Source organism: Catenulispora sp. MAP12-49, assembly GCF_041262705.1.
In the GTDB taxonomy this organism is placed as follows: domain Bacteria; phylum Actinomycetota; class Actinomycetes; order Streptomycetales; family Catenulisporaceae; genus Catenulispora.
Genome location: NZ_JBGCCP010000016.1, coordinates 134,692 through 161,005, shown reverse-complemented (window position 1 = coordinate 161,005; position 26,314 = coordinate 134,692). Strand labels below are relative to the sequence as shown.

General features: G+C 71.2%; 21 protein-coding genes. 9 read left to right on the top strand and 12 right to left on the bottom strand.

From position 1 onward, the window contains the following. Positions 1-78: 78 nt before the first annotated feature. Complete coding sequence (locus ABIA35_RS27195) at positions 79-1,617, bottom strand: hypothetical protein (protein ID WP_370359789.1); 1,539 nt, start codon at positions 1,615-1,617, stop codon at positions 79-81. A 159-nt stretch (positions 1,618-1,776) separates the two neighbouring features. Here ABIA35_RS27195 and ABIA35_RS27190 point away from each other — a divergent pair, with 159 nt between their 5' ends. Beyond that, positions 1,777-4,071, top strand: a complete 2,295-nt coding sequence (locus ABIA35_RS27190) for an AAA family ATPase (protein WP_370342042.1) — start codon at positions 1,777-1,779, stop codon at positions 4,069-4,071. Positions 4,072-4,090: 19 nt separating this feature from the next. Further along, a complete protein-coding gene (locus tag ABIA35_RS27185) occupies positions 4,091-5,734 on the top strand; it encodes an LCP family protein (RefSeq protein WP_370359788.1) in 1,644 nt (547 codons plus the stop codon). Positions 5,735-5,744: 10 nt separating this feature from the next. Here ABIA35_RS27185 and ABIA35_RS27180 read toward each other — a convergent pair whose 3' ends face one another. After that, positions 5,745-6,242, bottom strand: coding sequence for a MarR family winged helix-turn-helix transcriptional regulator (locus ABIA35_RS27180; protein WP_370359787.1), 498 nt, complete (start codon positions 6,240-6,242; stop codon positions 5,745-5,747). 72 nt (positions 6,243-6,314) lie between these two features. Between ABIA35_RS27180 and ABIA35_RS27175 the strand changes: the two genes are divergently transcribed. Both ABIA35_RS27175 and ABIA35_RS27170 read left to right on the top strand, forming a co-directional pair. Continuing rightward, positions 6,315-7,049, top strand: a complete 735-nt coding sequence (locus ABIA35_RS27175) for an SDR family NAD(P)-dependent oxidoreductase (protein ID WP_370359786.1) — start codon at positions 6,315-6,317, stop codon at positions 7,047-7,049. A 45-nt stretch (positions 7,050-7,094) separates the two neighbouring features. Next, the gene (locus ABIA35_RS27170; RefSeq protein ID WP_370359785.1) at positions 7,095-8,948 is read left to right on the top strand and encodes a hypothetical protein; all 1,854 of its coding nucleotides are present in this window, start codon (positions 7,095-7,097) and stop codon (positions 8,946-8,948) included. Between the two features lie 306 nt (positions 8,949-9,254). Here ABIA35_RS27170 and ABIA35_RS27165 read toward each other — a convergent pair whose 3' ends face one another. Next, complete coding sequence (locus ABIA35_RS27165) at positions 9,255-9,878, bottom strand: hypothetical protein (RefSeq protein ID WP_370342032.1); 624 nt, start codon at positions 9,876-9,878, stop codon at positions 9,255-9,257. Between the two features lie 709 nt (positions 9,879-10,587). On the opposite strand from ABIA35_RS27165, the gene ABIA35_RS27160 reads away from it, so the two are divergent. Next, complete coding sequence (locus ABIA35_RS27160; protein ID WP_370342031.1) at positions 10,588-12,888, top strand: glycosyltransferase; 2,301 nt, start codon at positions 10,588-10,590, stop codon at positions 12,886-12,888. Between the two features lie 136 nt (positions 12,889-13,024). Here ABIA35_RS27160 and ABIA35_RS27155 read toward each other — a convergent pair whose 3' ends face one another. After that, positions 13,025-13,834: an MHYT domain-containing protein gene (locus ABIA35_RS27155; RefSeq protein ID WP_370342029.1), complete on the bottom strand. Its 810-nt coding sequence runs from the start codon at positions 13,832-13,834 to the stop codon at positions 13,025-13,027. Between the two features lie 413 nt (positions 13,835-14,247). Between ABIA35_RS27155 and ABIA35_RS27150 the strand changes: the two genes are divergently transcribed. Beyond that, the gene (locus ABIA35_RS27150) at positions 14,248-15,207 is read left to right on the top strand and encodes a glycosidase (RefSeq protein ID WP_370359784.1); all 960 of its coding nucleotides are present in this window, start codon (positions 14,248-14,250) and stop codon (positions 15,205-15,207) included. Positions 15,208-15,327: 120 nt separating this feature from the next. Here ABIA35_RS27150 and ABIA35_RS27145 read toward each other — a convergent pair whose 3' ends face one another. The 5 genes from ABIA35_RS27145 to ABIA35_RS27125 all read right to left on the bottom strand — a co-directional run bounded on the left by ABIA35_RS27145 (position 15,328) and on the right by ABIA35_RS27125 (position 20,028). Beyond that, positions 15,328-15,984 carry a hypothetical protein gene (locus ABIA35_RS27145; protein WP_370359783.1) on the bottom strand — a complete coding sequence of 219 codons (657 nt, stop codon included), beginning with the start codon at positions 15,982-15,984 and terminating at the stop codon, positions 15,328-15,330. Position 15,985: 1 nt separating this feature from the next. Further along, complete coding sequence (locus ABIA35_RS27140; RefSeq protein ID WP_370359782.1) at positions 15,986-16,711, bottom strand: hypothetical protein; 726 nt, start codon at positions 16,709-16,711, stop codon at positions 15,986-15,988. Further along, positions 16,708-18,471: a ThiF family adenylyltransferase gene (locus tag ABIA35_RS27135; RefSeq protein ID WP_370359781.1), complete on the bottom strand. Its 1,764-nt coding sequence runs from the start codon at positions 18,469-18,471 to the stop codon at positions 16,708-16,710. Before ABIA35_RS27135 ends, ABIA35_RS27140 begins: the two co-directional genes overlap by 4 nt. 31 nt (positions 18,472-18,502) lie before the next feature. Beyond that, entirely contained in the window at positions 18,503-19,081 is a 579-nt protein-coding gene (locus ABIA35_RS27130; RefSeq protein ID WP_370359780.1) for a hypothetical protein, read from the bottom strand. 62 nt (positions 19,082-19,143) lie between these two features. Continuing rightward, positions 19,144-20,028, bottom strand: coding sequence for a helix-turn-helix transcriptional regulator (locus ABIA35_RS27125; RefSeq protein ID WP_370359779.1), 885 nt, complete (start codon positions 20,026-20,028; stop codon positions 19,144-19,146). A 193-nt stretch (positions 20,029-20,221) separates the two neighbouring features. Between ABIA35_RS27125 and ABIA35_RS27120 the strand changes: the two genes are divergently transcribed. Then, positions 20,222-21,724 (top strand): MFS transporter, encoded by a 1,503-nt coding sequence (locus ABIA35_RS27120; protein WP_370342022.1) that lies wholly within the window; start codon positions 20,222-20,224, stop codon positions 21,722-21,724. Between the two features lie 103 nt (positions 21,725-21,827). Beyond that, a complete protein-coding gene (locus ABIA35_RS27115; protein WP_370342021.1) occupies positions 21,828-22,343 on the top strand; it encodes a hypothetical protein in 516 nt (171 codons plus the stop codon). Between the two features lie 22 nt (positions 22,344-22,365). Here the strand turns inward: ABIA35_RS27115 and ABIA35_RS27110 are convergent, their stop codons facing one another. Both ABIA35_RS27110 and ABIA35_RS27105 read right to left on the bottom strand, forming a co-directional pair. After that, complete coding sequence (locus ABIA35_RS27110) at positions 22,366-23,730, bottom strand: DUF2252 domain-containing protein (RefSeq protein WP_370359778.1); 1,365 nt, start codon at positions 23,728-23,730, stop codon at positions 22,366-22,368. A 131-nt stretch (positions 23,731-23,861) separates the two neighbouring features. After that, a complete protein-coding gene (locus tag ABIA35_RS27105) occupies positions 23,862-25,232 on the bottom strand; it encodes an MFS transporter (protein WP_370342018.1) in 1,371 nt (456 codons plus the stop codon). 246 nt (positions 25,233-25,478) lie between these two features. On the opposite strand from ABIA35_RS27105, the gene ABIA35_RS27100 reads away from it, so the two are divergent. After that, positions 25,479-25,844, top strand: coding sequence for an ArsR/SmtB family transcription factor (locus tag ABIA35_RS27100; RefSeq protein ID WP_370342016.1), 366 nt, complete (start codon positions 25,479-25,481; stop codon positions 25,842-25,844). A 33-nt stretch (positions 25,845-25,877) separates the two neighbouring features. Here ABIA35_RS27100 and ABIA35_RS27095 read toward each other — a convergent pair whose 3' ends face one another. Continuing rightward, on the bottom strand, positions 25,878-26,285 hold the full coding sequence (locus ABIA35_RS27095; protein ID WP_370342014.1) for a DUF2000 family protein: 408 nt from the start codon (positions 26,283-26,285) through the stop codon (positions 25,878-25,880). Positions 26,286-26,314 lie beyond the last annotated feature (29 nt).

Here is a 26,314-nt window from a genome sequence, read left to right as displayed (position 1 = left end):
CCGAGTCGGTACCCGGACGCACTTCGGGCCGCCGCCCGCGTTCGCGGGTCGGCGGCCCGAAGGCCTTCGAAGAGAAGGTCAGCGGTATTCGGTGAGCCGCGGCCGCAGGCCCAGCAGCGTGAGCCCGATCATCAGCAGCACGAGCACGTACGGCAGCCAGGTCCAGACGCCGATCCCGTTCTGCGCCTTCGGCATGGAGGACTCGAAGTGCGACTCGTTGTTCGCGATCACGTCTCCGAGCGCCCTGCTGTAGGTGTTGAACGCCTGGTCCGACGTCCCGGGGGTGTCGGCGTTGGTGTCGAAGTCGATCGCCGCCTTCAGCTGCGCGGGCGTGCCCATCGGCATCGTGCGCAGGTGGGCGTCGTCCTGGACGTAGGTGTTGTAGGCGGCGAACGCGGCCATCGCCTGCTGGTCCTCGCCGGGGAAGGTGATGTTGGTGAACTCCTGGCCGAAACTGCTGGCCGGGGTGAGCGGCGTCCGGTTCAGGTTGTCCAGGTTCTGCCCGTCGGTGACGTTGTTCAGAAGCTCGGCGTAGGAGCCGACGTCGGTCGTGCCGGCCAGGCCGGCGATGGCGTTCTCGCCCCGCAGGAACGAGGCCTCGTACTCGCCGCGCTGCCCGGGATAGTTCTGCGCCAGCAGCCAGCGGCTCTCATCGGAGTTGATCCCCGCGCTCGTCGCGTCGGCCTCGCTCAGCGCCAGCACCGAGTCGAACGCGGCGGACTTGGCGGTCTGGAAGTCGTTCCCGGCGACCGCCGCCCCCACCGACCCGCCGACGGTGAGGGCCAGCGCGGCCAGGGTCGCGGCGATCAGGGCCGGGTTGAGCACGCGCTTGAAGCGCCGGAAGACGAACAGCTGCAGGCACACCAGGCCGCCGGCCAGGACCAGGCCGAAGATCACGAACTCGGCCTCGGCCGTGTCCAGCGCGTCGTTCACCGAGGACGCGGAGGAGTCGATGGCGTCCCGGCTGGACTTCTCCAGGTCGGTGGCGGACTTCATCAGTCCGCCGTTGTCGTCGTCGCCGAACAGGAGCGCGTGCCCGGCCAGGTAATCGGCGAACACCGCGGCCGGCGCGGCCCCGGCGACGGTGCCGCCGGTGCGCTCGTCGTCGGCGAGGGTCCGGGTGGCCTGGGCCTGGTACTGGCCGAAGTCGTCGGACACCGAGTGCAGCTGGTTCAGCGCCGGCTGGTCGCCGGCCAGCGCGACCGTCGCGGCCTCGAGGTCCCCGTCGGCCAGCTTGCGGTCGGCGTCGTACAGCGCCTCGCTGGTCCCGCGCGGCACGTGGACCTCCGTGTCCCCGTTCACGAGCAGCGCGTTGACCAGTTGTGCGTCCATGTCCTGGAGCCGGAAGAGGAAGTCGTCGGTGGCCCGGACGCTGGGGGCGTCCGTGGTCCGCACCGTGCTGATCCGGGATCGGGCCTGCGAGGCCGAGCCGGTCAGCACGAAGGCGGCGACGAGTGCCAGAACCCCGGTGGCGGCGGCAGCCGCGCGCAGCAGGTTCGGCGTGGTCCCGCGAGGTGCGTGCGGGATGTGAGTGAGATGATCGCTGAAACTGGTTCCGTAGCCGGCTGCCCGATGCGATGTACTGCGCTTGGGCGCCTGAGTGAGAGTCCCCGACACGGTCTGAACATAAGTCCGGGGGGTGCTTATGAGGACCCTGTGACGGCTGTTCCAAACGGAATGCAAACACTTCGGGGAGGGGCGGCGTTTGCCCGGGTGGGCGCGGTCGGCGATGATCGTGCGGTTGTGCTGGCTCAGTAGACGATGAGAGGTCGCGGGGTGTCACCTCAGCAGGACGGTTCGGCGCACGTGAAGGACCGCGAGATCGCGGTCGAGCAGGAGGCCGTGGACGCCGCGTACGCCCGGCTGGCCCGGATGCGCGAGCAGGCCGCGAACCGGGTGCGCGAGAGCTACAAGGTGGCGCAGGGCGGGACCTACTCGGCGCTGGTCGACCGGGACGTCCAGGTGATGGAGGCGGCCATCTGGGAGCGGTCCCTGGAGAACGCCTACAACGAACTGGTGTTCGGCCGCCTGGATCTCAAGCCCGAGGTCCCCGGCCAGGAGCTGGAGACCTACCGCATCGGCCGGCTCGGGGTGCGCACCGAGGAGCTGGAGCCGCTGGTCGTGGACTGGCGCGCGCCGGCCGCCGCCGCCTTCTACCAGGCCGCCCCGGAGGACCCGAGGGGCGTCGTGCGCCGCCGCGTGCTGCACTGCCGCGCCGACAAGGTCCTGGACATCGAGGACGACCTGCTCGACCCGGACGCCGCCCCGGAGGGCCTGCCGGTGGTCGGCGACGGCGCCTTCATCGCGGCGCTGGCCCGCACCCGCACCGGCCACATGCGCGACATCGTCGCGACCATCCAGCGCGAGCAGGACGTGGTGATCCGCTCGCCCGCCGACGTGAGCGTGGTGGTCACCGGCGGTCCGGGCACCGGCAAGACCGCGGTGGCGCTGCACCGGGTGGCGTGGCTGATGTTCCAGCACCGGCGCCGCTTCGGCTCGCGCGGGGTGCTGGTGGTCGGGCCGAACCGGCGCTTCACCGACTACATCGAGCGGGTGCTGCCCTCCCTCGGCGAGGGCGGCGCGGCGCTGCGCTCGCTGGGCGACGTGGTGAACGGCGCGGAGGCCACCCGCCACGAGGACGCGGCGCGGGCCAAGCTGAAGGGCTCGCCGCGTATGGTGCGGATCCTGCGCAAGGCGGCGAACGACGCGCCCTGGGGCGCCCCGAAGGACGTGCGCCTGATCTACCAGGGCACCTTCTTCACCCTGGACGCGCCGCAGCTGGTCGCGCTGCGCGAACGGATGCTGCGCGGCGGCAACCGGCGCCCGAACGCGGTGCGCGCCGACGTCATCCGGGCCCTGCAGGACGCGGCGTGGAACGCCTACCAGAACGCCAAGCGCGCCGCGGGCGACGCCTCGCCCTACGACGAGTACCCGGACCTGCTCGAGGACGACAAGCGCACCTTCCTGTCCGAGCTGCGCTCCGAGCGGCCGTTCGCGGACTTCGTGTCCGCCTGGTGGCCCCAGCGCAGCCCGCTGGAGGTCCTGCGCTCGCTCGGGGACCCGGCCTACCTGGCCGACGTCTCGCGCGGGGTGCTCAGCGCCGGCGACGCTGCCCTGTTGGCCGAATCGTGGCGGACGGTGGGAGAGGCCGGGGCCGGCCTGTCCTACTCCGACGTGGCCCTGCTGGACGAGCTGGACTCGCTGCTCGGCGAGGGCCCGCGCACGGCGCGCGCGGCCGCGGCGGCGAACCCCTACGTCGTGGACGGCGTGAACCTGCTGACCGGCGAGGAGACCGACGACGGCTCGGATCCGGAGTCCGGCGGTTTCCGCGAACTGTCCACGTTCGGCGACCGCGCGGCACGTCGCGGCGGCTATGTGGAAGAGCCGGACCCCGAGGAGTTCGGGCACATCGTCGTCGACGAGGCCCAGGACCTCTCGCCCATGCAGTGGCGGATGCTGGCCCGGCGCGGCCGGCACGCGACCTGGACCGTGGTGGCCGACGCCGCGCAGAGCTCGTGGGAGGACCTGGACGAGGCGCGGCGCTCGATGGACCTGGCGCTGGGCACCTCGCGCGAGCGCCGGCAGTTCGAACTGACCACGAACTACCGGAACCCGGTCGAGATCGCCGACTACGCCGCGACGCTGCTGCGCCGCTTCCTGCCGGACGCGGCGCTGCCCCGGGCCGTCCGTTCGACCGGACGGCCGCCGGAATTCGTGGTGAGCGACGAGGCCGACCTGGCCTCGGCCGCCGGGGCCGCCGCGCGCCGGTTGGCCGGCGAGGTGGAGGGCACAGTCGGAGTGATCGTTCCGATGACCAGGCTGGGGAGCTTCGTCGTGACCGATGTGCCGGACCGGGTGCAGGTCCTGGGCTCGCTGGAGTCCAAGGGCCTGGAGTTCGACGCCGTGGTGCTGGTCGACCCGGACCTGATCGCCTCGGAGTCCCCGATGGGCCCCCGCACCCACTATGTGACCGCTACTCGGGCCACTCAGCTCCTCGTCACGGTTTCCCTCCAAGGTGGAACCGCCGCCGGGGGGTCGAACGTCATCGAAGTGGGCGGGAACGGGGACTGAGCGGACGGAGTACGGAACGATGAGCGACGACGCGTCCGGTATAGACGGCGACACTTCGAGCACCGCCTGGGTCCCGAAACACTCTTCGGCGACGCCGCAGGACGGCACCGCCGCCACGGCCCAGGCGGGCAAGACGCTGCGCCGGGTCAAGCGCACGCTGATGGTCCTGTCCGGGATGCTGGTGCTGGTCATAGGCGGCACGGTCGCCTACGCGGGCTACTGGTACTACCGCATCGACCACAACATCAAGGGCGCTCCGCTGCACGGCGCCGTCGTCCCGCCGGAGCAGCTGGCCAGCGGCGGCGGCATCGTCCAGCCGACCCCGGACCCGTACGGCGACGTCCCGATCAACATCCTGCTCATCGGCACCGACGCCCGGCTGCCCGGCCAGGACGCGGCCCTGGGCGGCTTCACCGACCCCTCCGGCCGCTCCGACGTGGAGATGCTCGTCCACGTCTCGGCCGACCGCAGCAACGCCACCGTGGTGTCGCTGCCGCGCGACACCATGATCCCGATCCCGGCCTGCGTGGACGCCAAGGGCAACCAGTACCCGGCGCAGAGCATCGGCATGATCAACTCCGCGCTGGCCGCCGGCCCCGGCTGTCAGGTGGACACCGTCGAGGAGTTCACGCACGTCAAGATCGACCACTTCATGATGGTCGACTTCGCCGGGGTGGTGGCCCTGACCAACGCCGTCGGCGGCGTCCCGGTCTGCGTCACCAAGGCGGTGAACGACCCGGACTCGCACCTGAACCTCCCGGCCGGCACCTCGACGATCCAGGGCGACACCGCCCTGGCCTTCCTGCGCACCCGCGAGGGCTTCGCCGACGGCTCGGACCTGTACCGCACCGAGGCGCAGCACCAGTACCTGTCGGCCCTGATCCGCAAGATGAAGGACCAGGCCACCTTCGACAACCCGATCCAGGCCACGCACCTGATGGACATCGCCTCCAAGTCGCTGACCGTGGACGACGGCATCGCCAGCGTCAGCAAGCTCCTGGACCTGGCCAACACGCTCAAGAAGGTGCCGACCCAGAACATCACCTTCCTGACCATGCCCACGACCGCCTACGCGCCGGACCCCAACCGCGTGGCCCCGGACACCGCCCTGGACGACCAGATCTTCTCCCTGATCGCCCACGACCAGTCGGTCACCGGCCCCACCACGGCGGCGAGCGGCAGCGCCGGCGCCACCCCGGGCACGCCGTCCCCGACCCCGCAGACGACCTCCAGCAGCCTGCGCCCGAGCTCGGTCACGGACGCCATCGTGGTCGAGAACGGCACCAGCAACGACGGCCGCTCCCGCCAGCTCGCCGCGACCCTGCAGGCCGACGGCTTCAAGAACGCCAGCGGCGTCGGCTACAGCAGCACCGTCGCCACGACCACCGTGTACTACAGCGGCCAGGCGCACCAGGCCGCGGCCGAGGCGGTCGCCGCGGCGCTCCAGCTGCCGGCCTCCGCGGTCCAGCCGGGCACCGACGGCAGCGCGCCGATCGTGGTCCGCGTCGGCTCGGACTTCGCCAGCGGCGACGTGTTCAACCCGGCCGCGGCCTCGTCCTCCAGCAGCCCGAGCGCGCTGCCGTCGGCGGCGCTGTCCAGCGCCGACGGGGAGAACGCGGCCGACCCGAACCTGTGCGTCGCGGCGGCGGGGTCGCAGCAGTAGCGGCTGTGCGTCAGGCGCCGCGCGACCTGACGTAGGCCTCGAGCTTGCCGAGGAGCGGGATCAGCACCTCCCGCTCCTCGGCGCTGAGCCCGGCGACCAGTTCCGAGTCGCGCCCGAGCACCGCGTCCACGGAGCGCTCGATCACCGCGTGCCCGGCCGCGGTCAACGCCACGGCCACGGCCTTGTGCCCCGAACGATCCGGGGCCCGGGTGACCAGGCCCTCCTGCTCGGCCCGCGCCACCCGCTGGGAGATCGCCCCGGCGGTCACCAGAGTCCGCTCGGTCAGCTCGCGCGTGGTCAGCGTGTAGGGCGGCCCGGAGCGCCGCAGCACCGACAGCAGGTCCAGCGTGGCCCGGTCGATGCCGGCCGCGCGCAGCACCCGGGTCCGGTCGTCGGTGAGCAGCTTGGCCAGGCGCACGACCGGGGTGAAGACCTCGATGGAGTCGACCGGGGTCCCGGGGCGCTCGCGGCGCCAGGCCTCGGCGATCTCGGCGGGGGTGGTGCTCATGCGGCTCCGGCCTCCTTGGCGGCGGTATGTTAAGGTCTAAATGTTTAGCTCTAAACATACCAGGAGGCGGCCATGCCCCGCAGCGTCCTCGTCACCGGCGGCACCAGCGGCATCGGCCGCGCCGTCGCCGAACGCTTCCTCGCCGACGGCGCCGATGTCGTCATCACCGGCCGCCGCGAGCACCTCGTCGAGAGCGTCGCGAAGGAACTCGGCGCGGTCGGCGTGGTCTGTACCGGCGTGGTCTGTGACGCCACCGACCCGCGTGCCGTCGAGGCCCTCGCGGCCCGGTTCGAGACCCTTGACGTCCTGGTCAACGCGGCCGGCGGCCTGGGCGCCGCGCAGCCGGGACCGGATGCCACCGAGCTGGAGGCCGCGCTCGCCCAATGGCGGGCCGACCTCGACGGCAACCTGCTCAGCGCCGTCCTGACCACCACCGCCCTCAAGCCGGTCCTGGCTCCCGGCGGCACCGTGCTCGCCGTGGGCACCATCGGCTCCGAACGCCGCGGCGGCTCCTACGGCGCTTCCAAGGCCGCCCTGGCCGCCTGGTACGCGATGCTGTCGGCCGAGCTCGGTCCGCGCGGCGTCACCGCCAACGTGATCGCGCCCGGCTACATCGCCGACACCGGCTTCTTCCAGGGCGCCATGACCGACGCGCGCGAGCAGGCCCTGATCGCCGAGACGCACACCAAGCGGGCCGGCGTGCCGAACGACATCGCCGAGACGGTCTTCTTCCTGGCCTCGGCCGGGGCGCGGCAGATCACCGGTCAGACCATCCACGTGAACGGCGGGGCCTTCACGACACGCTGAGATCCGCCGCGCGTCCTTGATCGCGGTGACCTATCGTCGGCATCGATGACTGCCGCCGATCCCGCCCCGTCCCAGGACGACCTCGCCCTGCTCCGCGCCCACGAGCCGATCCTGGCCTACACCAAGGGCGAGTACTTCCTCCCGACCGACATCGAGCGCTACATCGCCGCGGCCGGCCTGTGGCACGACGGCGACAAACAGACCGAGCTGGTCCCGGCCGGGGAGCTCGATCTCGCGAGCCTGCTGGCGGCCGCCGAGCGGCACCCCGGCCGCCCGCTGTTCCTGCGCTACGTCCTCAAACCCGCCGGCAGCGGCGAGGTCCGCCGCTGGCGCAAAGGGCACCCCACCGGCATCCGCCGCACCGGCCGGCTCGCGGCCGTCGGGTTCATCGCGCGCCTGATCGACGTGCTGCTCCGGCTGAGCCTGCTGATCCGCGGCACGGTGCCCGGCGGCGTGATGACCAAGGCAGCCGAGCAGTACCACGCCGGCGGCGGGGCGCAAGCGTCTCCGTACTACGGCCGCGTGGTGCGCCAAGGCGGCTACGTCATCCTGCAGTACTGGTACTTCTACGCGGCCAACGACTGGCGCTCCACCTTCGGCGGGGTCAACGACCACGAGGCCGACTGGGAGATGGTGACCGTCTACCTCGCCGAGGACCAGGACGCCAGCACCGAGGGGCCGAGCACCGTGTCCCCGTCAAGCACCGTGTCCCCGCGCTGGGTCGCCTTCTCCTCGCACGACTACACCGGCGACGACCTCCGCCGCCGCTGGGACGACCCCGACCTCACCGTGGCCGAGGGCACCCATCCCGTCGTCTTCGCCGGAGCCGGCTCCCATTCCGGGGCCTTCCTGGCCGGCGACTACCTCGTTACTGTGAACCCCCGCTTCCTGGGCACGCTGGCCCGCTGGTGGAAGCGCGCGGCGGAGGTGATCCTGCGCCGGGCCCGCAGCCAGGACCACGGCTTCGGCATCCCCTTCATCGACTACGCGCGCGGCGACGGCACCCGGGTCGGCCCCGGCCAGGACCGCGAATGGCAGCCGGTCCTCATCGACGACGACACCTCCTGGGTGCGCGGCTTCCGCGGCCTGTGGGGCATCGACACCCGGGACTGGGCCGGCGGCGAGCGGGCCCCGGCCGGCCCGCGCTACGAGCGCGACGGCACCGTCCGCTTCTCCTGGGCCGACCCCCTCGGCTGGGCCGGCCTGCACAAGGTGTCCCCGGACGACACCGGCCTGGCGCACAGCCTCCAGAGCCGCATCGCCGACCTCGACGTCCGCATCGCCGACGCCGACGAGCAGACCGTGGCCCTGCAGCAGGGAGCCCGCGACCGCCACGCCGAAGTCCGGTCCCTGAGCACGGAATTCCAGACCGCCAAGGCCGCGGCCGAGCGCCTCGGCGAGGCGCGGGTCGCCGAGCAGTCGGTCATGAGCCTGATCCGGGAGCGCACCGCGCTGGCCGAGGAGCGCGCGGTCCACGCGGACGTGTTGCGGCGCGGCGGCCCGCCGCCGCAGGATCCGCAGGAGCACGTCGCCCGCTCCCACAAGCCGTACGACCCCGGCGACCGCAAGCACCACGGCATCCTGCTGCAGATCTGGGCCGCGGTCAGCGTCCCGCTGCTGTTCCTGGCGGTGGCGACGGTCCTGCTGCTGCCCGACGACCGCCAGAAGATCCCGACCCTGCTGGCCATCCTGGTGGTCTTCGCCGCCCTGGAGTCCCTGGCCCGCCGCCGCCTGCTGACCACCGCGGTCAGCCTCGCGGTGATCCTGGTCGGCGCCGGCGTGGTGATCAGCGTCCTGGAGTACGCGGCACGCCACGCCCGCGACGCGTTCCTGGTCGCGATGGGCATCGCCGCGCTGGTGCTGCTGCTGGTGAACGTGCGGGACTTCTTCCGGCGGTGAGCGCCGGGCGCGGGTCGGCCCCGATTTATTGCTCGATGTGCCGCCCGATGTGTCGGCCGTCACGCGCGAACGGCTGGAAACCGTCGCTCAACGCGGTCTCCGACGGATCCCCGCCATGAACGCCGATCGCCGACGCGCCGGATCCGGTGTCTGCGCACCGGATCCGGCCTCGTGTGGACCTCGGGCGGCCCCCGCTGATCCGCCGCCCGGGTTTCCTCGCCAGCTTCTCGCCCGGCTTCGTTGCCCGGCTTCCCTGTATGGCCTCCCTGACCAGCTTCCCAGCCCGGCTCCCTTGGCCAGCCCGGCTCAGGCCGCGGCCAGCACCCGCCGGCCGTTGCGCTGCCCGTGCCGCACCGTCACCGCGCCCCGGTCGGCGCGCTCGGCCCGCTCGGCCAGCGCGGCGAAGGAGGCGGCCGAGTGCTGCGCGGCCGGTGCCAGCGGAGCCTGCTCCGGCTCCAGGGTCTCCAGCTCGTCGCAGCCGTAGGCGCGGCACAGCTGCAGTTCGGCGACGTGCACGACGTACCAGCGCGCGTAGTACCCGTCCTCCTCGCGGGAGACCAGGATCTGCTGCACGACCCCGGTGCGCTCCTCGCCGACGACCTCCACCCGGGCCCCGACCGGGTGCCCGGCCGCCCGCACGCTCGCGGACACCTCGGGGTCGACGCGCTCGGCGGCCAGGGCGCGGGCCGCGTGGTCGGCGGCGTCGTACTCGTCGGTCCAGGTGCGCCGCAGGTGGATCAGGATCCGGCCGATGGCCGCGGCGCGGGCCCCGGCCAGGGCCCGTTGTTCAGGATTGGCGTTCGGGCTTGTCGAGGCGGCGTGCCAGCGGGCGCGGGCCACGCAGGCGCGCTGCTCGATCTCGTAGCGGTCCAGGCCGGCCAGCTCGTCACGGACGGCGTCGTAGATCTTCTCCAGGCGGCGGGGGTCCATCGGGGGTGCTCCTCAGCGGGGTCGCAAAGCTCACGAAACGGGGGTCGGCGGTCCGGAAAGGGCGTACGCAGACAACGCTGGCTGGTACGCCCCAGCGCATTCGGCGGCACGTTTTATGAACGCGGGGAGGGACCCGGTGCGCAAGCAGGCACAAGCGGTAATCCGGTGTGCGGCGGATGAGAGCGGAGGAGCTGAGGCGGGGCCTCGAGGTATTAACACTGCGCCGCGGAGCGGCTCCACGACGGGCGGTGGTGGGAGACGGGAGGGGTGTCATCAGAGTTACCTCTACAGGAGTACGGCGGCTGGAAGGTGCCCTCCGGATGAAGCGGGGGCGAACCCTCGCTCTTTCCGTACCAGCGGGCTATCGGACGTCAGCGGCCGCACATTCGGCGCATGCGGCATACGCGGCCGGCCATATGGGCTTTCGTCCCATGGCAGGTCGCGCAGCACGTGATGCAAGCGCCGTTCATGGCGCTATTAAACCACGAGGCACCTGGGGGCTTGTCAAGCGACCCACGTCACAGGCGCAGGTGGGGCGGGCTTTTTTCCGCCGTTCAGCGGTTTGCCAAAGGCGGTGTGGATCCCGCGCTGCTCACCGGTATGCGTCCGGCAATACGTCTAAGAGTATTGATTCAGGCTGCTGAGTAACGTTAGAGTGACTTGCCGGTTCCGTCGTATTTAGTGACGACGGAGAGAGGTATGAGAGGTCATGGCAGGGACTGTCTCGAACATCGGCATAACACTCGCGATCGTTTCCACGTATCCGCCGCGACGGTGCGGCATCGCCACCTACTCGCGCGACCTGGCCGTCGCGCTCAACGATGCTGCTCCGGACGTGCGCGTGGAGGTCTGCGCGTTGGACCGGGACGGACTGGCCTACCCCGCAACGGTGCGGACGGTGATCCGCCAGGACGAGCGCTCCGACTACCGCAAGGCGGCCCAGCAGGTGGCCGCCTCCGGGGTCGGCGCCGTCGTCATCCAGCACGAGTACGGGATCTTCGGCGGCGTCGATGGCGCCTGGATCACGGACTTCGCCGCCGAGTTGCACCGGCTCGGCGTCCCCTATCTGGTCACACTGCACACGGTGCTCTCCGAGCCGAGCCCTTCCCAGGCCGGCGCCCTGTATCGGCTGTGCCGCGACGCCGCGGCCGTGACCGTGTTCACCGGGACCGCGCGCCGGCTGGCGGTCGACACCGGAATCGCTCCGCCGGACCGGATCGTGCACGTCCCGCACGGAGCGCCGCCGCCGGGGAGCGGCGGCGCCGTGCGCCCCGAAGTGGCCGCGACGCTGGACCGGCTGGCCGGCCGGCGGCTGCTGTCCACCTTCGGTCTGCTCTCGCCCAACAAGGGCCTGCAGACCGCCATCGCGGCGCTGGGCCTGATCGCCGCGCGGCATCCCGACGTGACCTATCTCATCGCCGGCTCCACGCACCCGGAGGTCGCCCGTCAAGAAGGCGAGAACTATCGCGACCACCTGGTCGCCGCAGTCCAGGAGGCGCAGTTGCAGGACCGGGTGGTGTTCCTGGACACCTTCCTGTCCGACGCCGAGATCTCCGCGGTCCTGGCCCGCACCGAGATCTTCTGCACGCCCTACCGCTCCCGCGAGCAGATCTCGTCCGGAGCCCTCACCTTCGCCGTCGCCGCCGGCTGCCCGGTCGTGTCGACGGCTTACTTCTACGCCGAGGACATGCTCGCCGGCGGCGCCGGCATCACGGTTCCGCCGGAGGACCCGGAGGCCTACGCCGAGGCGCTGCATGCCCTGCTGTCCGATCCGGACCGCATGGAGCGCGCCAGGGAAGCCGCCAGGACCCAGGGCGCGGGATTGCACTGGACCGCGGTGGCCCGCCGGTTCGCCGGGATCGCAAGGGCCACCGCGGCCCGCCGCAGCCGCCCCGTGCCGGACGCGGTCGCGACCGACGCCGCGGGCATGGCGCGGGTCGACGTGCCCAAGCTCAAGCTCGCGCATCTGAACCGGATCACCGACTCCGCCGGGGTCGTCCAGTTCAGCGACCATGCCAAACCCGACCTCGGATCCGGCTACTGCGTCGACGACGTCGCCCGGCTGGCGATCGTGGCGGCGGGACTGTGCGACGTCCCCGTCCGCGAACTGAAGGGAGCCGACCCGCACGACTGGCTGGACACCTCTCTGGCCTTCCTGGAAGCCGGCTACGACCCGGCCGCCCTCGGGTCCCGCAACATGCGCGACGCGTCCGGACTGTGGCTGGACGAGCCGCACAACGGGGACCACGTGGGGCGGCTGCTGTGGTCCCTGGGCGGTGTCGCGGCCGGCGCCGCGGTGCCGGACAAGTACCGCGAGCGGGCCGCGGCGCTGCTGGACGCGGCGCGGCCGTCGCTGCGCGCGATGACGACGGTCCGCTCGACCGCCTACGCCTTGCTGGGGCTCGTGCGCGTCCCAGAGCCAGGACCGGAGTTGGCGCTCGGAGTGGCCCGGCTGGAGGCGGCGTTCCGCGCCGCCTCCACCGATGACTGGCCATGGTTCGAGGACGAGCTCACCTACGACAACGCCCGCCTGCCGCAGGCGCTGCTGGCCGGCGGCGAGCGGGCCGGGGACGCCGCGATGGTGGCGGACGCGTTGCGGGCCCTGGACTGGTATCTCGGTCAGGTCGGCCTCGGGGAGGCCGGCTCGGCGGACACCGGCCCGGGGGCGGCCGAGGGGCGTCTGATCCTGGTCGGGAACCTGTGGCGGCGCAAAGGGGCGCCGCGTCCGGCCCGGGAAGGGGACGAGCAGCCGATCGACGCCGCCGCGGTCGTCGAGGCGTGTGTCGAGGCCTGGCGGGTCACCGGCCGGGAGTTCTACGCCGACCGGGCCAGGCGGGCCTTCGGCTGGTTCCTCGGCGCGAACCGGCTCGGCCTGCCGCTGTACGACGCGAGCAGCGGCGGCGGCCGGGACGGGCTGCGCGAGACCCAGGCGAACGAGAATCAGGGAGCTGAGTCGACGCTGGCCTACTACCAGGCGCTGCTGGCTCTGAGGTCCGCCGACCTGGTGTGATCTCGGCCGGCGCGTTCAGTGCGCTCAAGGCGCTTTCTCCAAGCCCGGCTTGGAGATTCAGTCCCGGCGCCGTGTGACACGGCCCCGTGCCGCACCCCGCGCGAGCGGGGATGTGGTACGGGGCCGCTCTTGGTGCTCAGTAACTGCGTTCCCGCAGTGCCGTGGCCAGTTCCACGGCCCGCTGCTCCTCGCGCAGCTCGCGCTCGGTCGGCGCCATCGCCACCACCAGCAGCATGATCGTGGTGACGATGCTGATCCCGAGCACCAGCGGCGTCAGCAGCTCCGAGGCCGCCATCCCGGACGGCACGGCCGGCGCGGAACCGAACGCCGACGCGTCAGCCGTGGCGGAGTCGGTGAGGTACAGCGCCGCCATCCCGAGGTAGTGCGCACCGGTGACGGCCGCGCCCAGGATCGCCGCGGCGCCGAGGGTGGAGGGCAGTCCGTGCACCCGCAGCGCGAACCAGAGCGCGCCGGCGGTGCCGACCACGGCGACCACCTCCGAGGCGGCGATCAGCCATCCGGTGTAGTGCTTCCCCACGGCCATGTGCAGGGTCGCCATGCCGAGGAAGTTCACCCCGGCGACGGCCGAACCGATGACGAGTCCGCCGAGCAGCAGCGACCGGTCGTCGGTCTGGCGGCGTACCACCAGGGTCAGCCCGCCGGCCGCCGCCGCGATCGCCGCGACCAGGCCGGCGACGGTCAGCACCGGGTCGTAGCGGATCTCGACGCCCGGCACCGTGAAGCCCAGGATCGCTATGTACTGCATGACCCAAATGGCCGTGCCGCCCAAAGCCAGCGAGGCCATCGTCAGCCAGCGGGTCCGCGAGCCCCCGGTGGCCGCCCGCGCCCGCGAGGCGCTCTGCAGCCCGATCACCGAGCCCAGGAAGGCCATGAAGAAGGCCAGCAAAGGGGTCAGCGGGCCGTAGGTGAAACCATTGACGTGCACGGGAGCACACCTCTTCCAGGCGGAGACGGACAGCATCGTGGTGGCTGCCGTCTGTGACCTCGCGAGTATGTGAACAGCGAGCAATCTGTCAACGGCCGAGTAATCATAGGGGTGGCGCCGGACCGTTCCGCACCGGGTGGGGTCGCACGACCGTCGCGCTGTGGCCTTCGTCACACAATCGGCCGCACGGCCGTCAAGGCCCGTAAACACCGCGTCCATGGCGGGTCGTGGCGAAAAGCCCGAGAGCTGCGATAGGGGCCCCTAAACGGAAAGCCCCTGTTGGAACCCGCCTTTAGCGTGTTGTCCAGACAGGGCGTGATCACGGGCGCTACAGTCGGTGCTTTCCAGCGGCGAACTGTGCCGTTTGCGAAGATCGAAACCTGTTCGCAACCAGACCACCTGCGAGGCAAAAGATGTCGACCCAGCTCGGCACCACCAGCCCCCATGGCGAACTGTTCCGCCGGAACCCCGCCAACCCGATCCTGACGGCCAGCGACTGGCCCTACCAGATCAACACCGTGTTCAACCCCGGCGCCACCAGCCACGACGGCGAGACGGTGCTCCTGTGCCGTGTCGAGGACCGCCGCGGCCTGTCCCACCTGACCGTCGCGCGCTCCCCGGACGGGGTGCACGGCTGGCGCGTGGAGCCCAAGCCGCTGCTGGCCGACGACCCGGCCGACCACACCAGCATGTGGGGCGTCGAGGACTGTCGCATCACCTACGTGGCCGAACTGTCCGCGTACGTCATCTCCTACACCGCCTACGGCCCCTCCGGACCGTGCGTCGCCCTGGCCACCACCGAGGACTTCCAGTCGGTGGAGAAGCTCGGCGTCGTCATGCCACCCGAGGACAAGAACGCATCGTTGCTGCCCCGGCGCGTCAACGGCGAGTTCTGCCTGTACCACCGCCCGTACGCGGGCCACGACGGCCGCGCGGACGTCTGGATGTCCCGCTCCGAGGACCTGCGCACGTGGAGCAGCCCGGAGCCGGTGATGACCAGTCGCGAGGGCGCCTGGTGGGACGCGGCCCGCATGGGCCTGGGTCCGGCCCCGATCGAGACCGAGCACGGCTGGCTCGGCGTCTACCACGGCGTGAAGCAGATGGCCGCCGGCCCGCTCTACCGTGCCGGCCTGGTCCTGTTCGACCTGGACAACCCGGCCAAGGTGATCCGCCGCTCCCCGCAGTGGATCCTGGGTCCGGCCACCGACTACGAGACCCACGGCGACGTGCCGAACGTGGTGTTCCCCACCGGGATGATCCACGACGAGGAGACCGGCGACCTGCGGCTGTACTACGGCGCGGCCGACTCCTGCATCGCCATGGCGACGGCCTCGATGAGCGAGGTCATGGACTACCTGCTCCAGTACGGCTGAGCGAGGGCTGACGGCGCGCTCCGGATACCCGCCGGACGCGCCGGCCAGAACGAAGCTCGGCGAACTCAAGCCGGCGAACCAAAGCCGGCGAACCGAAGCTGGCGCACCGAAGCCGGCGAACTACGTGGCCTGGGTCCGCTCCGCCCAGGCCATCGCCACCAGAGCCGAGGCCAGCAGGATCCCGAACGCCTGCCAGGGGTCGTGGTGCTCCAGGAGCGTCCGCTGCTTGTCGACCAGGTCCGCGAACCACTGCGGGAAGTCATAGCTCGGCAGGTGCAGCCACCAGTTGTTCTCCACGATCCCCGCGACGAACGCCGCCAGCACCGCCTGGTAGGGCCGGGCCACCGCGGCCGTCAGAACCGCGACGATCGTGATCCACGGCAGCAATCGGAACTCCACCACCATCGCGTGGTACAGATATGCCCTCCCGTCTCCCACCACCGCCCGTTGAGGAGACGCTGCGCGTCGCAGTATTGATGGGCCACCTAATCGCCACGGCTTGTAACCCAGCGCACGGAACACCGGCCAGGCCTTGCCGCCGCTCTGCGCGTGGTCCCCGATCCAGAACGCCGCCAACTGTCCCGCGGTAACGCTGAACAGCAGGGCCAGAAACGTCAATACGATCGAGAGCAGCGCGAGCGCGAACTCGCCGCGGGTGCGCGGGGCGGGGCGCAGATGCGGCCGATGGCTGCGGCCGGGGCGGATGATGGCCCGGGGGACGCGGCCCTCCTGCCTGGCGATCGCGGTGCGGATCTTGTCGATGTCGTGGTTGGCCATCTCAGGCTTGCTCCCAGTACACGGCCACCGCGCCCCGGTGGAGTTGCTCCAGGGCGGCGCGCCAGCCCTCCAGGCGGGCCATGACGAGGTCGGGGTCGGCGGTGGGGTCGATGGTGAGGAGGGCGGCGTGGAGGGCGGCTGGGCGGTCTCCTGGGGCGGTGCGGAGGTACGCGCGGCTCACACCCACATGGGGGAGGATCCGCTCCAGTGCGGCGCGCGCGGTGCGAACCGGATCGGCGGCGGCCGGCACGGCGCAGAGCCACACGTCATCGCGATCGGGCCACCGGATGCGCACCGGACCGACCGGCGCGGCCACGGTCGTCGCGGCGATGAGCGTGGTCGAGCGGCCGTCCTTCCCGATGGTGACGGTGCCCGACGAAGTCAGAGGCCTGATTTCCGCGGTCTCCACCCGCGAAACCGCCGCGACCACCGGATCCAGTTCCCCGATCTCCTCGCCGCGCCCCAGCGCGATGAGGATCGTCGACGGCCACATGGCGAACGCCACCGTCAGGCCGCCGATGATCGGCTCGAACTCGTCCAGCGTCGCGATCAGCCCGTCGCCGAGTTCCGCGGCCTCCGGCGATTCGGATTCCAGCTGGTGGGCTACCGTGTCGATGTCGATCGGGGGCACGAGCGGCACCTGGTCGGCCAGGCTCGCCAGCGCCGTGCGCAACGTCGCGAGCCATGCCACCGCAGTGGGGGAGGGCGCGGGGTAGAGGGCGCTCATTCGCCATCTCGCAGCGTCCTGATGAAGTCCACATCCGGCTCCTGGTAGGCGGACGGATCCGTGCGTCCGGCCGGCTCGCCGCATACCGGGCAATCGCTTCGACCGGCGACCGTCAGCCACAGTGACTGGTACGCGTACTGCGCCGGGGCGGCGCGCATCAGCTCGGCGAAGATCCAGTAGTCGGGCTCGTGGCCGAAGACGGCATATGTGGTGCCGGCTTTGAGGATTCCGTGGGCGAAGCGGGCGGCGGTGACGTCGTCGTCGGGGGAGTGGAGCAGGCCGAGGGCCGCCTTGGCCGCGATGGCCGCGACGTGGTGCACGTCGGTCAGCAGCCCCGGTTCGGCGATCAATCGCCCGGTGCCGTAGTCGGTCCGCGCGGCGACCTCATTGCTGCCGGTCTCCTCCAGATCGGCCCGCACGCCGCCGGTGGCGCAAGCGAAGCAGGCGCTGCCCTCGGCGGTGATGATCACCTCGCCGCCTTGGGCACCCTGGTACAGGCCCGGGAAGACGGCCGGCCGTCCGGCCCAATACGCGAAGTGGCCCACCCGGGCCTGTGCCTGCGGATCGTCGGTGGCCACGACAACGACATCGGCCTCCGCTACCAACGCCGCCAGGTCCACATCCTCGTGGCGCGCGGCGTGGACACCCACCCGGGCCGAGGGGTTGATCGCCAGCACGATCTCGGCGGCCGCGAACGCCTTGCCCAGCCCCACATCGGCCACCCGATAGGCGCTCCGGCCCACGTTGACGGCTTCGACCTCGTCGGGATCCACGATCGTGAAGGCGCCCACGCCGCTGCGTGCGAGCACCTCGGCCATGTAGGAGCCGACAGATCCGGCGCCGGCGATCAGGACACTGCGATCGGCGAGCGTCGGGGACAGGATGCCCTCGGTGCGGGCGAACAGGAGCCGCACCGGGTCGCGCCTGGCAGCCGCTACCGCGCCTTGTTCCTCCGTACCCGCCTCGTCCGCGCCTGCCCCGTCTCGATGCGACGCATCGCGCTCCTCGCGGTCCCTGGCGCGCCCGCGCCGCAGCATCCGCACCGCCCGGGCCAGTCGCTCGACCGCCGGCACCCCGAGGTCCCAGCCGAGCGCCAGCGGGCCGTCGCCGTGTTCCGGCAGCACGATCGGTGCGGTGGCCGGGAAATCCGCGCCCAGCAACAACGTCACCGCACCGAAGCCGGGCAGCTGTGCTTGGGCGGCGAGCAGTGTCGCGCCCTCCACGTCGATCGCCGCCGGGTCGCCCTCCGGCCGTATCCCGGCGCGCCGCAGCATCCGCGCCACCGGCACCACCACGGGGCGCACCGGGGCCAGCCTGAAGCCGTCGGCGGCCCGCTCCGAGCCGTAGAAGGAGATGCGTGCCGGCCCGAGTCGGATCTCGTGGCCGGCCAGCGGGGTGTCGACGTCGTGCGTCACGATCGGCGCCAGGTAGCGCGCCAGCAGCGGATTCAGCCGCAGCGACTCCGCGTACTCGGCCTGGTCCTGGGAGGAGGGCACGGGCATCCCGCGGGGGTGCGAGTGCACGATCCCCTTGAACCGCGCCGCCGTCGCAGCTTCCCGCGCCCCGATGGCCGCGATCAGCCAGTCGGTGTTCTGATACCGCGTGCCGGTCGTCGCGGCATCGGCGTCGTGGATGAACTCGGTGACGTAGTCCGACCCGGGCAGCCCCAGCAGCGCCCCGCCCTGCTCCGGCTCGACCGCCCCGACGCGCGCGGCGATGGCGTCCAGCACGAAGTCCGCCACCCGCACGGGCGTCAGCATTCGCTCCTCCGACCTCCGCACGGCCGCCGAATCAGAGGCCGTACTCGAACTCGTTGTTCGTCGAGAAGGGGAACGGATACCCCGCCAGGACGACGTCCATCCCCGTAGCCCACAACACGGACTTGGAGTAGGCCTCCTCCAAAGTCGGCTGCCCCGAACCCCCGGCCTGGCTCAGGCACAGACGCCCGTTGGCATACAGATGCCCGGCATGAGCCCCGACCAGCCCCTCCAACCGAGGCTCGACCAACTTGACCTGATAGCTGCTCCCATCGAAGTACGCGAACATGGTGTAAGGCCGCCCCATCTGCGACAGGAAGCTGTAACACCACCCCCGGGCATCCCGATGATCGATGAACTGCGTGTTCCGCGGCATGTGCTTGGCCGCCCACCGCAGATCCTCGACCTCCCGCCCCCGCACCCGAGCAGCGAACGTCCCATGCTGCACCTTGCTCAAAGGACGCCCCGCAGGCACCACCCCGGTGAAGATCTCCCCCTCGGACCCGACCGTGATCCGCGCCTTCGGATCCACCGGATACTGGTCGCCCTGCTGCTGCGCACCGCGGATGATGTCGCGGAGGCGGTTGAGGTCGGTACGTTCGACATCTGACATGGCTTACCCCTAGCACTGGACTTCCGTGCGTTTTTCAGGGTAGATCGGCGGTCGAACCCTGACTACCCCGCCACCAACCGCAACCCGTTCCGCCGCTCATCCTCCGCCAGTAAGCGCTCCATCTTCGCCCGCGTGTCCGAGCCAGCCTGCGGGTTGTGCAGGACGATGCGCAGGTCCGCGCGGTCCGGGACGGCCAGGGTCACCGACTCGAAGTGCAGGGGGCCGACGCGGGAGCTCAGGGACTTCTTGTTCACGCCGCTGTGTGCCACGCCTTGGCGTGCCCACAGTTCGGCGAACTCCTCGCTTTGCGGCAGCAGGGTTTCCACTACCTGGCGGAAGCCTTCGTCGCCTGGGCAGGCCGTCATTTCCGAGCGGTACGTCGCCACGACGTGGGGGGCCAGGTCCGACCAGTTCTCCAGGGATTCGCGGTAGATGTCGTCCAGGAAGTACTGGTGGAGGCAGTTCCAGCCGGTTTCGGTGGTGTGGAGGGCCAGTTCCGCTGCTCGGTTGGCGACCACCATGTTCCAGTAGCGGTCGATGATCATGCCCGGGTTGGGGAGCCAGGTGTTCACGAGGTGGACCAGGGCTTCGTTCACCGGGCCGGCGGCGTCGTTCGGGCAGATGCGGCCTACGGGGGGTGGGTTGAGGCCGGCCAGGGCGTACAGGTGGCGGGTTTCTGGTTCGTCGAGTTTCAGGACGCGGCCGATGGCGTCCAGGACCTGGGAGGACACCGTGATGTCCCGGCCTTGCTCCAGCCACTGGTACCAGGAGGTGCCGACGCCGGCCAGGACCGCCACCTCCTCGCGGCGCAGGCCCGGGGTGCGGCGGCGGCTGCCGGGGGCCAGTCCCACCTCCTCGGGGGTGATGCGGGCGCGGCGGGCGACCAGGAACTCCCTCAGGTTCGCCCGCCGGACGGTGTTGGGGTCCACCTGGACCGGGGACGTCATCGACACTGCTTTCTCCCCTCAAGCACGCGAAGCCCCGATGCTCGGCACGTTGCCGGGCGCCGGAGCCGATCCCCGTCACCAGGCGAGACGGCGTGCGCGGCCGGCGTGGGCCGCGGTGCTCAGCCTGGTGTAAGGACCACCAGCATAAACAGGCGCTACCCACGTGCGCTTCCCGCGCCGAATCCTGGATCCCATGACAGATGTCCTCGACCAGTCCACACCGGTGACGTCCGCCGGCGCGGGTGGTGCGGCAGCCACCGCGAACATCGACAACCCTTCGCCGACCTCTGGCCTGTCCGCTCGGGCCAAGCTCGTTTTGTTCTTGCTCTGCGCGGCGAACTTCATGGTCGCCGTCGACTTCTCCATCCTGAACATCGCCGTCCCCAGCATCGGCAAGGACCTGCACATCGCCGACGCCAACCTGCAGTGGATCGCCACCGCCTTCGCGCTGCCCTCCGGCGGCCTGCTGCTGTTGTCCGGGCGGGTCGGCGACCTCGTCGGCCGCAAGAAGGTCTTCGTCGCCGGCACCGTGCTGTTCACCGCGGCCAGTGTCATCGCGGCCGTCGCCTGGGTTCCGGCGGTGCTGCTGGCCGGGCGCGCGTTGCAGGGCATCGGCGCGGCGATGATCGTGCCGACCGGCATGGCGCTGCTGACGACCTCCTTCCCCGAGGGGCCGCAGCGGGAGCGCGCGCTGGGGATCAACGGCACCCTGATGACAGTCGGCTTCACCGCCGGCATGGTGCTCGGCGGCGCGCTGACCCAGGCGCTGTCCTGGCGCTCCACCATGGTGCTGAACACCGCGATGGGCGCCGTCGTCCTGCTTGGCGCGCCGCGGCTGCTCACCGAGAGCCGCAACCCGCACGCCTCGCGGCTGGACGTCCCCGGTGCCGTCACCGTCACCACGGCTCTGCTGGCCCTGATCTACGCCCTGTCCACGGCCGCGCAAGCCGGGTTCGGGCGCGCCGACGTGATCGTCGGCCTGGTCGCCGGGGTCGCGCTGATGGCGGCCTTCGCCGTCATCGAGTCGCGCGCCGCCGAACCGTTGGTGTCGCTGCGGATCCTGCGCCGCCGCAGCGTCGCGATCGGCAACCTCGGCGGGCTGGTGACCTTCGCCTGCATGAGCGCGGTCGTCTTCCTCGGCACGCTGTTCCTGCAGCAGGTGGAGGGTATGTCCCCGACGCTGACCGGCCTGGTCTTCGCGGTGATGGGGGTCGCGGCGGCGCTGGGCGGCATGGCCGCGCCGCGGCTCATCGGCCGCTTCGGCGCCAGGGCCACTCTGGTCGGCGGCCTGCTGTTCCAGGGCCTGCTGATCCTGCCGCTGGCGCTGATCGCCCCCGGCAACGGCACCGTGCTGCTGCTGACGATCGGCGCCGTCGCCGCCTTCGGCCACCTGGCCGCCGTGGTCTCCTACGGGGTCACCGCGACCTCCGGCCTCGGCGACACCGAGCAGGGCCTGGCCACCGGCCTGGTCACCACCTCGCAGCAGGTCGGCCTGACGCTCGGCATCCCGCTGCTGTCCGCCGTGGCCTCGGCCCGCAGCGACAGCCTGAAGAGTGCCGGGCACACCGCCAAGGACGCGCTCACCAGTGGCATCCAGCTCAGCCTGGGCACCGATGGCGTGGTCGTACTCGTGGCCGCCGCGCTGGTGGGCTTCGGGCTGCGGACAAGGACGCGGACGCGGGCCGTAGGCCGCTGAACCTGAGGATCCAGAACGGCCCCGCTCCGGCGGGGCCCTTCCCTAGTGCGCCCCCGGGACAATCTCTTTCGCGTCTTCGCCCAGATAGGGCATGCTATGTCAGGTGGGGGATCATGGCGGAGTGCCGGAGGGCGTGGCGGACGCCGACACGCCCGTCGTCGTCGCCTTCATCAGCACCGCGAGAACGGCGGTCGTCACCGAACTCGGCGACGCGCTGGCGTTCCTCCTCGCGATCAGCGCCATCGTCATCGGGGCCCTGGTCCAGGTGATCAACACCAAGACCTTCATCCTCCCCGCCGTCGGGTCCGTGGTCGTCGCGTCCGTGGTTCTCCTGCACTATTACAAGCTGCGGTCCAGCGGACGCCTGACGCCCGCGGCGGTCACCGTCGCGTTCGACACCGACGGCGTCACCTACGCGGTCTCCGGCCGGATCGCCAAGCTCCCGTGGAGCCAATGGCGCCGCGCCTACCGCCGGTTCGGCATGTGGCACCTCAAGCTCGCCGCCGCGCCGACGCGAGGTCTGGCGTTCCCCGACTCGGCGCTGGAACCCGAGCAGCGGGCCCGTCTCGTCGACCTCTTGGCCGACCAGTACCTCCTGCGCAACAACCACCGCTACTGACCGCCGGAGCACGGGTCGTGAGCTACGCGTCGACCGCCCGCACCCGGCCCGTCTTGATCGCGTCCATCAGGACCTGGTGATCCGCCCGGGTCTGGTCCGCGTACGCCAGCGCCCACCGGCCCATCGCGAGGTCGAACGAATCCCCGCTGCCCAGGTACGCCGAGATCGCCACCCGGTCGCCGGAGCGCGCGTGGGCGCGGGCCAGCGTCAACCCGCACAGCTCCGCGTACGCGCGCAGCATCGTCTTGTCCATCTCCGGGACGTTCGCCGAGCCCTTCATGTCGCGCAGCTGCCGCACGTAGAAGTAGCGGCCCTCCGGCCCGGTGGCCCACCCCAGGAAGATGTCGCTCGTCGCCTGCATCAGCCGCTGCCCCGCGACCACCCGGTGCCCCTGGTGCTCGTAGCGGCTCGACTTCAGATACGGCGAGAGCACCGATTCCTCGGCCTCCTTCACCTGGAGGAACAACGGCGTCGAGGTGGTCTCGCCGAGCATCAGCGCCATCGAGCAGCGGGTCCCGACGCTGCCGACTCCCACCACCTTCAGCGCCGACTCCACATACCGGAACCGCTCGAGCAGGGCCCTGCGGTCCTCCTGGAGCGTCGAGCGGTAGTCGGTGAAGACCCGGCGGATGGTCTCCTCCTCGGTGTCCCGGTCGAAGCCCAGTTCCGCGAAGGGAACCAGCAGCGGCGGCTGGTACCGGATCCGCGGCGTGCCGTCGGGTCCGGGGCCGGTCAGCTTGCGCAGCGCCTGAAGGTTCGTGTGCCGCTCCGCCTGGCTGAACGACGCCTCCAGCTCCTTGCGGCCCCGCTTGCGCCTGGCCAGCTGCAACAACATCGTGGTGTCCACGGTCTGGTACCAGACGTCCAGCTCGCTCTTGTCCTTCATCCGCGCCATGGCCGTGCGGTACGCCCGCGCCGCTTCGACGGCGGCGCTGTGCCCGCAGTCGTCCTTGAAGCCGTTCTGGCGCGCCGCCACCGCGATGCTCGCCGTCAGCCGCTTCACGTCCCATTCGAAGGGCCCCGGCAGGGTCTCGTCGAAGTCGTTCAGGTCGAAGACCAGGCGGCGTTCGGGGGAGGCGTACAGCCCGAAGTTGGACAGGTGCGCGTCGCCGCACAGCTGGACCGTCAGCCCGGTGGTGGGCGACTCGGCCAGGTCGGCGGCCATGATCGCCGGCGCGCCGCGCAGGAAGGCGAACTCCGAGGCGGCCATGCGGCCGTAGCGGATCGGCACCAGGCCCGGCAGCCGGGTCTCCCCCTGTTTCTCCAGTATCGCCATCGGGTCCCGGCGGTCCGGCGGTGCCTTCCAGTCCCCGGTCGAGGAGCGCGTGACCAGCTTGCGGGCCGCGCGTCCGGCCGCCACTCGCGAGGCCAGGCTCGAGTTCGTCATAAGAACCAGCGTGCGACCGATCGGGGGCGCCCGCACGCCGATGCCCGGCCGGATCGGCTGATGAGGCGATCCGGCCGGGCATGACCTCGGCGAATTGTTCGAGTGAAGGTGCTTGGGTCAGGCGGCTCCGCTCAGCGCCTGGCGGCCATCCCCGCGGCCTGCTTGGGCAGCAGGAACGCCATCGCCAGGATGGCCACGACGAACACCACGTCCACCGCGTCCACCCAGCGCATCGCGCTCACGTACCCGCCGAACCCGCCGGGGTGCGACCCCAGCACCGAGAAGAACACCGTGCCCAGGATCGTCACCCCGGACGCGCCGCCGAACTGCTGGGCCGTGACCAGCATCCCGGAGGCCGCGCCGGCGTTCTTCGCCTTGATGCCGGCCAGCACCGAGCCCACCAGCGAGGGCAGGACCAGGCCGTTCCCGGCGCCGACCAGGATCATCGAGGGCAGCAGCTGCCAGGACGCCAGGTCCGCGCCGCGCCACGCCAGCACCACGCCCAGCAGCACCAGCCCGGCGGTGCTCAGCGAGGCGCCGATGGCGATCACCCGGGCGCCCCAGCGGCCCGAGACCCGCCGGGCCAGCATCGAGCTGCCGGCGAAGGCCACGCCCAGCGGCCCGAACAGCAGCCCGGCCCGCACCGGGCTCATGTGCATGCCGCCCTGCAGGAACAGCGTCATGGCCAGCATGAAGCCGCCGAACATGGCCAGCATCAGCCCGGACAGCGCCAGGCCCACGCTGAACGTGCGCTCCTTGAACAGCGTCAGGTCCACCATCGGCGACCCGCCGGCCCGCCCCAGCCGGGCCTCCCAGCGCATCGCCACGATCATCACCGGGACCGAGGCGATCAGCGAGACCCAGGTCCACACCGGCCACCCCTCGGCGCGGCCCAGGATCAGCGGGGCCAGCGCCAGGCCGATGCTCAGCGCGATGGCGATCGCGCCGACCGGGTCGAACTTCGGACGGTGCGTGCCCCGGGTGTCCGGCAGCCAGCGCAGCGCCAGGAACACCGCGATCAGCCCGATCGGCACGTTCACCAGGAAGATCGGCCGCCAGGTCCAGTGGAAGAGGTTGGCCTCCAGCAGCACGCCGCCCAGCACCTGCCCGGCGACCGAGCCGGTGCCGATGGTGGCGCCGAACCACGCCATCGCCCGCGGCCGCTCGTGCACCGGGTAGATCACGTTGATCAGGGCCAGCAGCTGCGGCACCATCGCGGCCGCGGTCGCGCCCTGCACCAGGCGCGCGACGATCAGCAGGGTCGAGGAGGTGGCGATCCCGCAGGCCAGGCTGGCCAGCGTGAACGCGGCCATCCCGGCGACGAACATCCGCTTGTAGCCCAGCAGGTCGCCCAGCCGGCCGCCGGTGATCAGCCCGGCCGCGTAGGCGAAGCCGTACCCGCCGACGACCAGCTCCAGGCCGGCGTCGGTGGTGTGCAGGTCGTGCTGGAACGAGGGGGCGGCGACATTGACCACGAAATAGTCGAACATCGCCATGAACATGGCCGAAAGGATCACCGGCAGCATGCGCCAGCGCCGCGGGTCCGGGGAAGATTCCGGCGCCGGCGCAGTTGTTAAGGGAGTACGGCGTTCTTCCGTAGTGGCTGACACGGGGCACCATCCGCTTCGCTCGAGGTGACGCTCGGTAGTACGTAGTGAGAATCAGTTCGACATCCATCGAACCGTTCGACTAGCATCGAACTGTACGACGACTATCGAACTCAAGGCAAGCGGGTTTAGGCTGTGGCAATGGACACCCAGGCCGAGCAGTACGAACTGAGTCATCCCGGCGACGAGGCCGTGGAGCTGACAGCGGTGCTGTCGGCGCTGGCCGAGCCGGCCCGGCTGACCATCGTGCACACGGTCTCCGACTACGGCTCCGAGGGCGGCATGGCCTGCCTGGACGTCTGGGAGAAGAGCGGGCTCACCGCGACCAAGTCGACGATGTCGCACCACTACAAGGTGCTGCGCGAGGCCGGGCTGGTCGTCATGTGGTGGGTCGGCGCGAAGAAGCACGTGCGGCTGCGCCGGGAGCTGATGGACGTGCGCTGGCCCGGGCTGCTGGACGCGGTGCTGGCGGACAGCAGCGTGCCCCGGGCGCAGCAGAAGCAGTAGGGCTCGGCGCGCTCATTAGTGCATGGAGCGCGCTCAAGGGTGCATCGAAGCACCCTTGAAAGCCTTGTCGACCGCGTTCTTGGGGCCGTACACCGCGATCCCGACCAGATCCAGATCGTCCGCGCGCACGGCGCGCACCACCGCCCGGTTGTCGGCGTCGTTGCCGGTGCCGAACATGTCGGCGGTGAACACCGCGACATCCAGTCCGCGGGCCACGGCCTTGGCCCGCGCCGCGGCCAAAAGCTCCTTGCCCCCCTCGAAAACCATCACCGGCTGCCGGAACTCCGACAGGTAGGCGGTGTCGTCGGCGTCCCGGTAGGGCTCGCCGACGACGTCGGGACGGGCCGTGCCGATCCCGCTGACCAGGAATGCCGTGACGTTCAGCCGCTGCCATACCGCGAGGTCGTCCCGCAGCAGCACGGCGATCTTCGTGTCGAACATGCCCCCGATGATCGACGGCGGCGCACGAG

Coding starts and splice junctions, on each gene's coding strand:
- ABIA35_RS27185 (WP_370359788.1), top strand. CDS start 4,091: ATGAGCGACGACGCGTCCGGTATAGACGGCGACACTTCGAGCACCGCC.
- ABIA35_RS27180 (WP_370359787.1), bottom strand. CDS start 6,242: ATGAGCACCACCCCCGCCGAGATCGCCGAGGCCTGGCGCCGCGAGCGC.
- ABIA35_RS27175 (WP_370359786.1), top strand. CDS start 6,315: ATGCCCCGCAGCGTCCTCGTCACCGGCGGCACCAGCGGCATCGGCCGC.
- ABIA35_RS27170 (WP_370359785.1), top strand. CDS start 7,095: ATGACTGCCGCCGATCCCGCCCCGTCCCAGGACGACCTCGCCCTGCTC.
- ABIA35_RS27165 (WP_370342032.1), bottom strand. CDS start 9,878: ATGGACCCCCGCCGCCTGGAGAAGATCTACGACGCCGTCCGTGACGAG.
- ABIA35_RS27160 (WP_370342031.1), top strand. CDS start 10,588: ATGGCAGGGACTGTCTCGAACATCGGCATAACACTCGCGATCGTTTCC.
- ABIA35_RS27150 (WP_370359784.1), top strand. CDS start 14,248: ATGTCGACCCAGCTCGGCACCACCAGCCCCCATGGCGAACTGTTCCGC.
- ABIA35_RS27145 (WP_370359783.1), bottom strand. CDS start 15,984: ATGGCCAACCACGACATCGACAAGATCCGCACCGCGATCGCCAGGCAG.
- ABIA35_RS27140 (WP_370359782.1), bottom strand. CDS start 16,711: ATGAGCGCCCTCTACCCCGCGCCCTCCCCCACTGCGGTGGCATGGCTC.
- ABIA35_RS27135 (WP_370359781.1), bottom strand. CDS start 18,471: ATGCTGACGCCCGTGCGGGTGGCGGACTTCGTGCTGGACGCCATCGCC.
- ABIA35_RS27130 (WP_370359780.1), bottom strand. CDS start 19,081: ATGTCAGATGTCGAACGTACCGACCTCAACCGCCTCCGCGACATCATC.
- ABIA35_RS27125 (WP_370359779.1), bottom strand. CDS start 20,028: ATGACGTCCCCGGTCCAGGTGGACCCCAACACCGTCCGGCGGGCGAAC.
- ABIA35_RS27120 (WP_370342022.1), top strand. CDS start 20,222: ATGACAGATGTCCTCGACCAGTCCACACCGGTGACGTCCGCCGGCGCG.
- ABIA35_RS27110 (WP_370359778.1), bottom strand. CDS start 23,730: ATGACGAACTCGAGCCTGGCCTCGCGAGTGGCGGCCGGACGCGCGGCC.
- ABIA35_RS27105 (WP_370342018.1), bottom strand. CDS start 25,232: ATGTTCATGGCGATGTTCGACTATTTCGTGGTCAATGTCGCCGCCCCC.
- ABIA35_RS27100 (WP_370342016.1), top strand. CDS start 25,479: ATGGACACCCAGGCCGAGCAGTACGAACTGAGTCATCCCGGCGACGAG.
- ABIA35_RS27095 (WP_370342014.1), bottom strand. CDS start 26,285: ATGTTCGACACGAAGATCGCCGTGCTGCTGCGGGACGACCTCGCGGTA.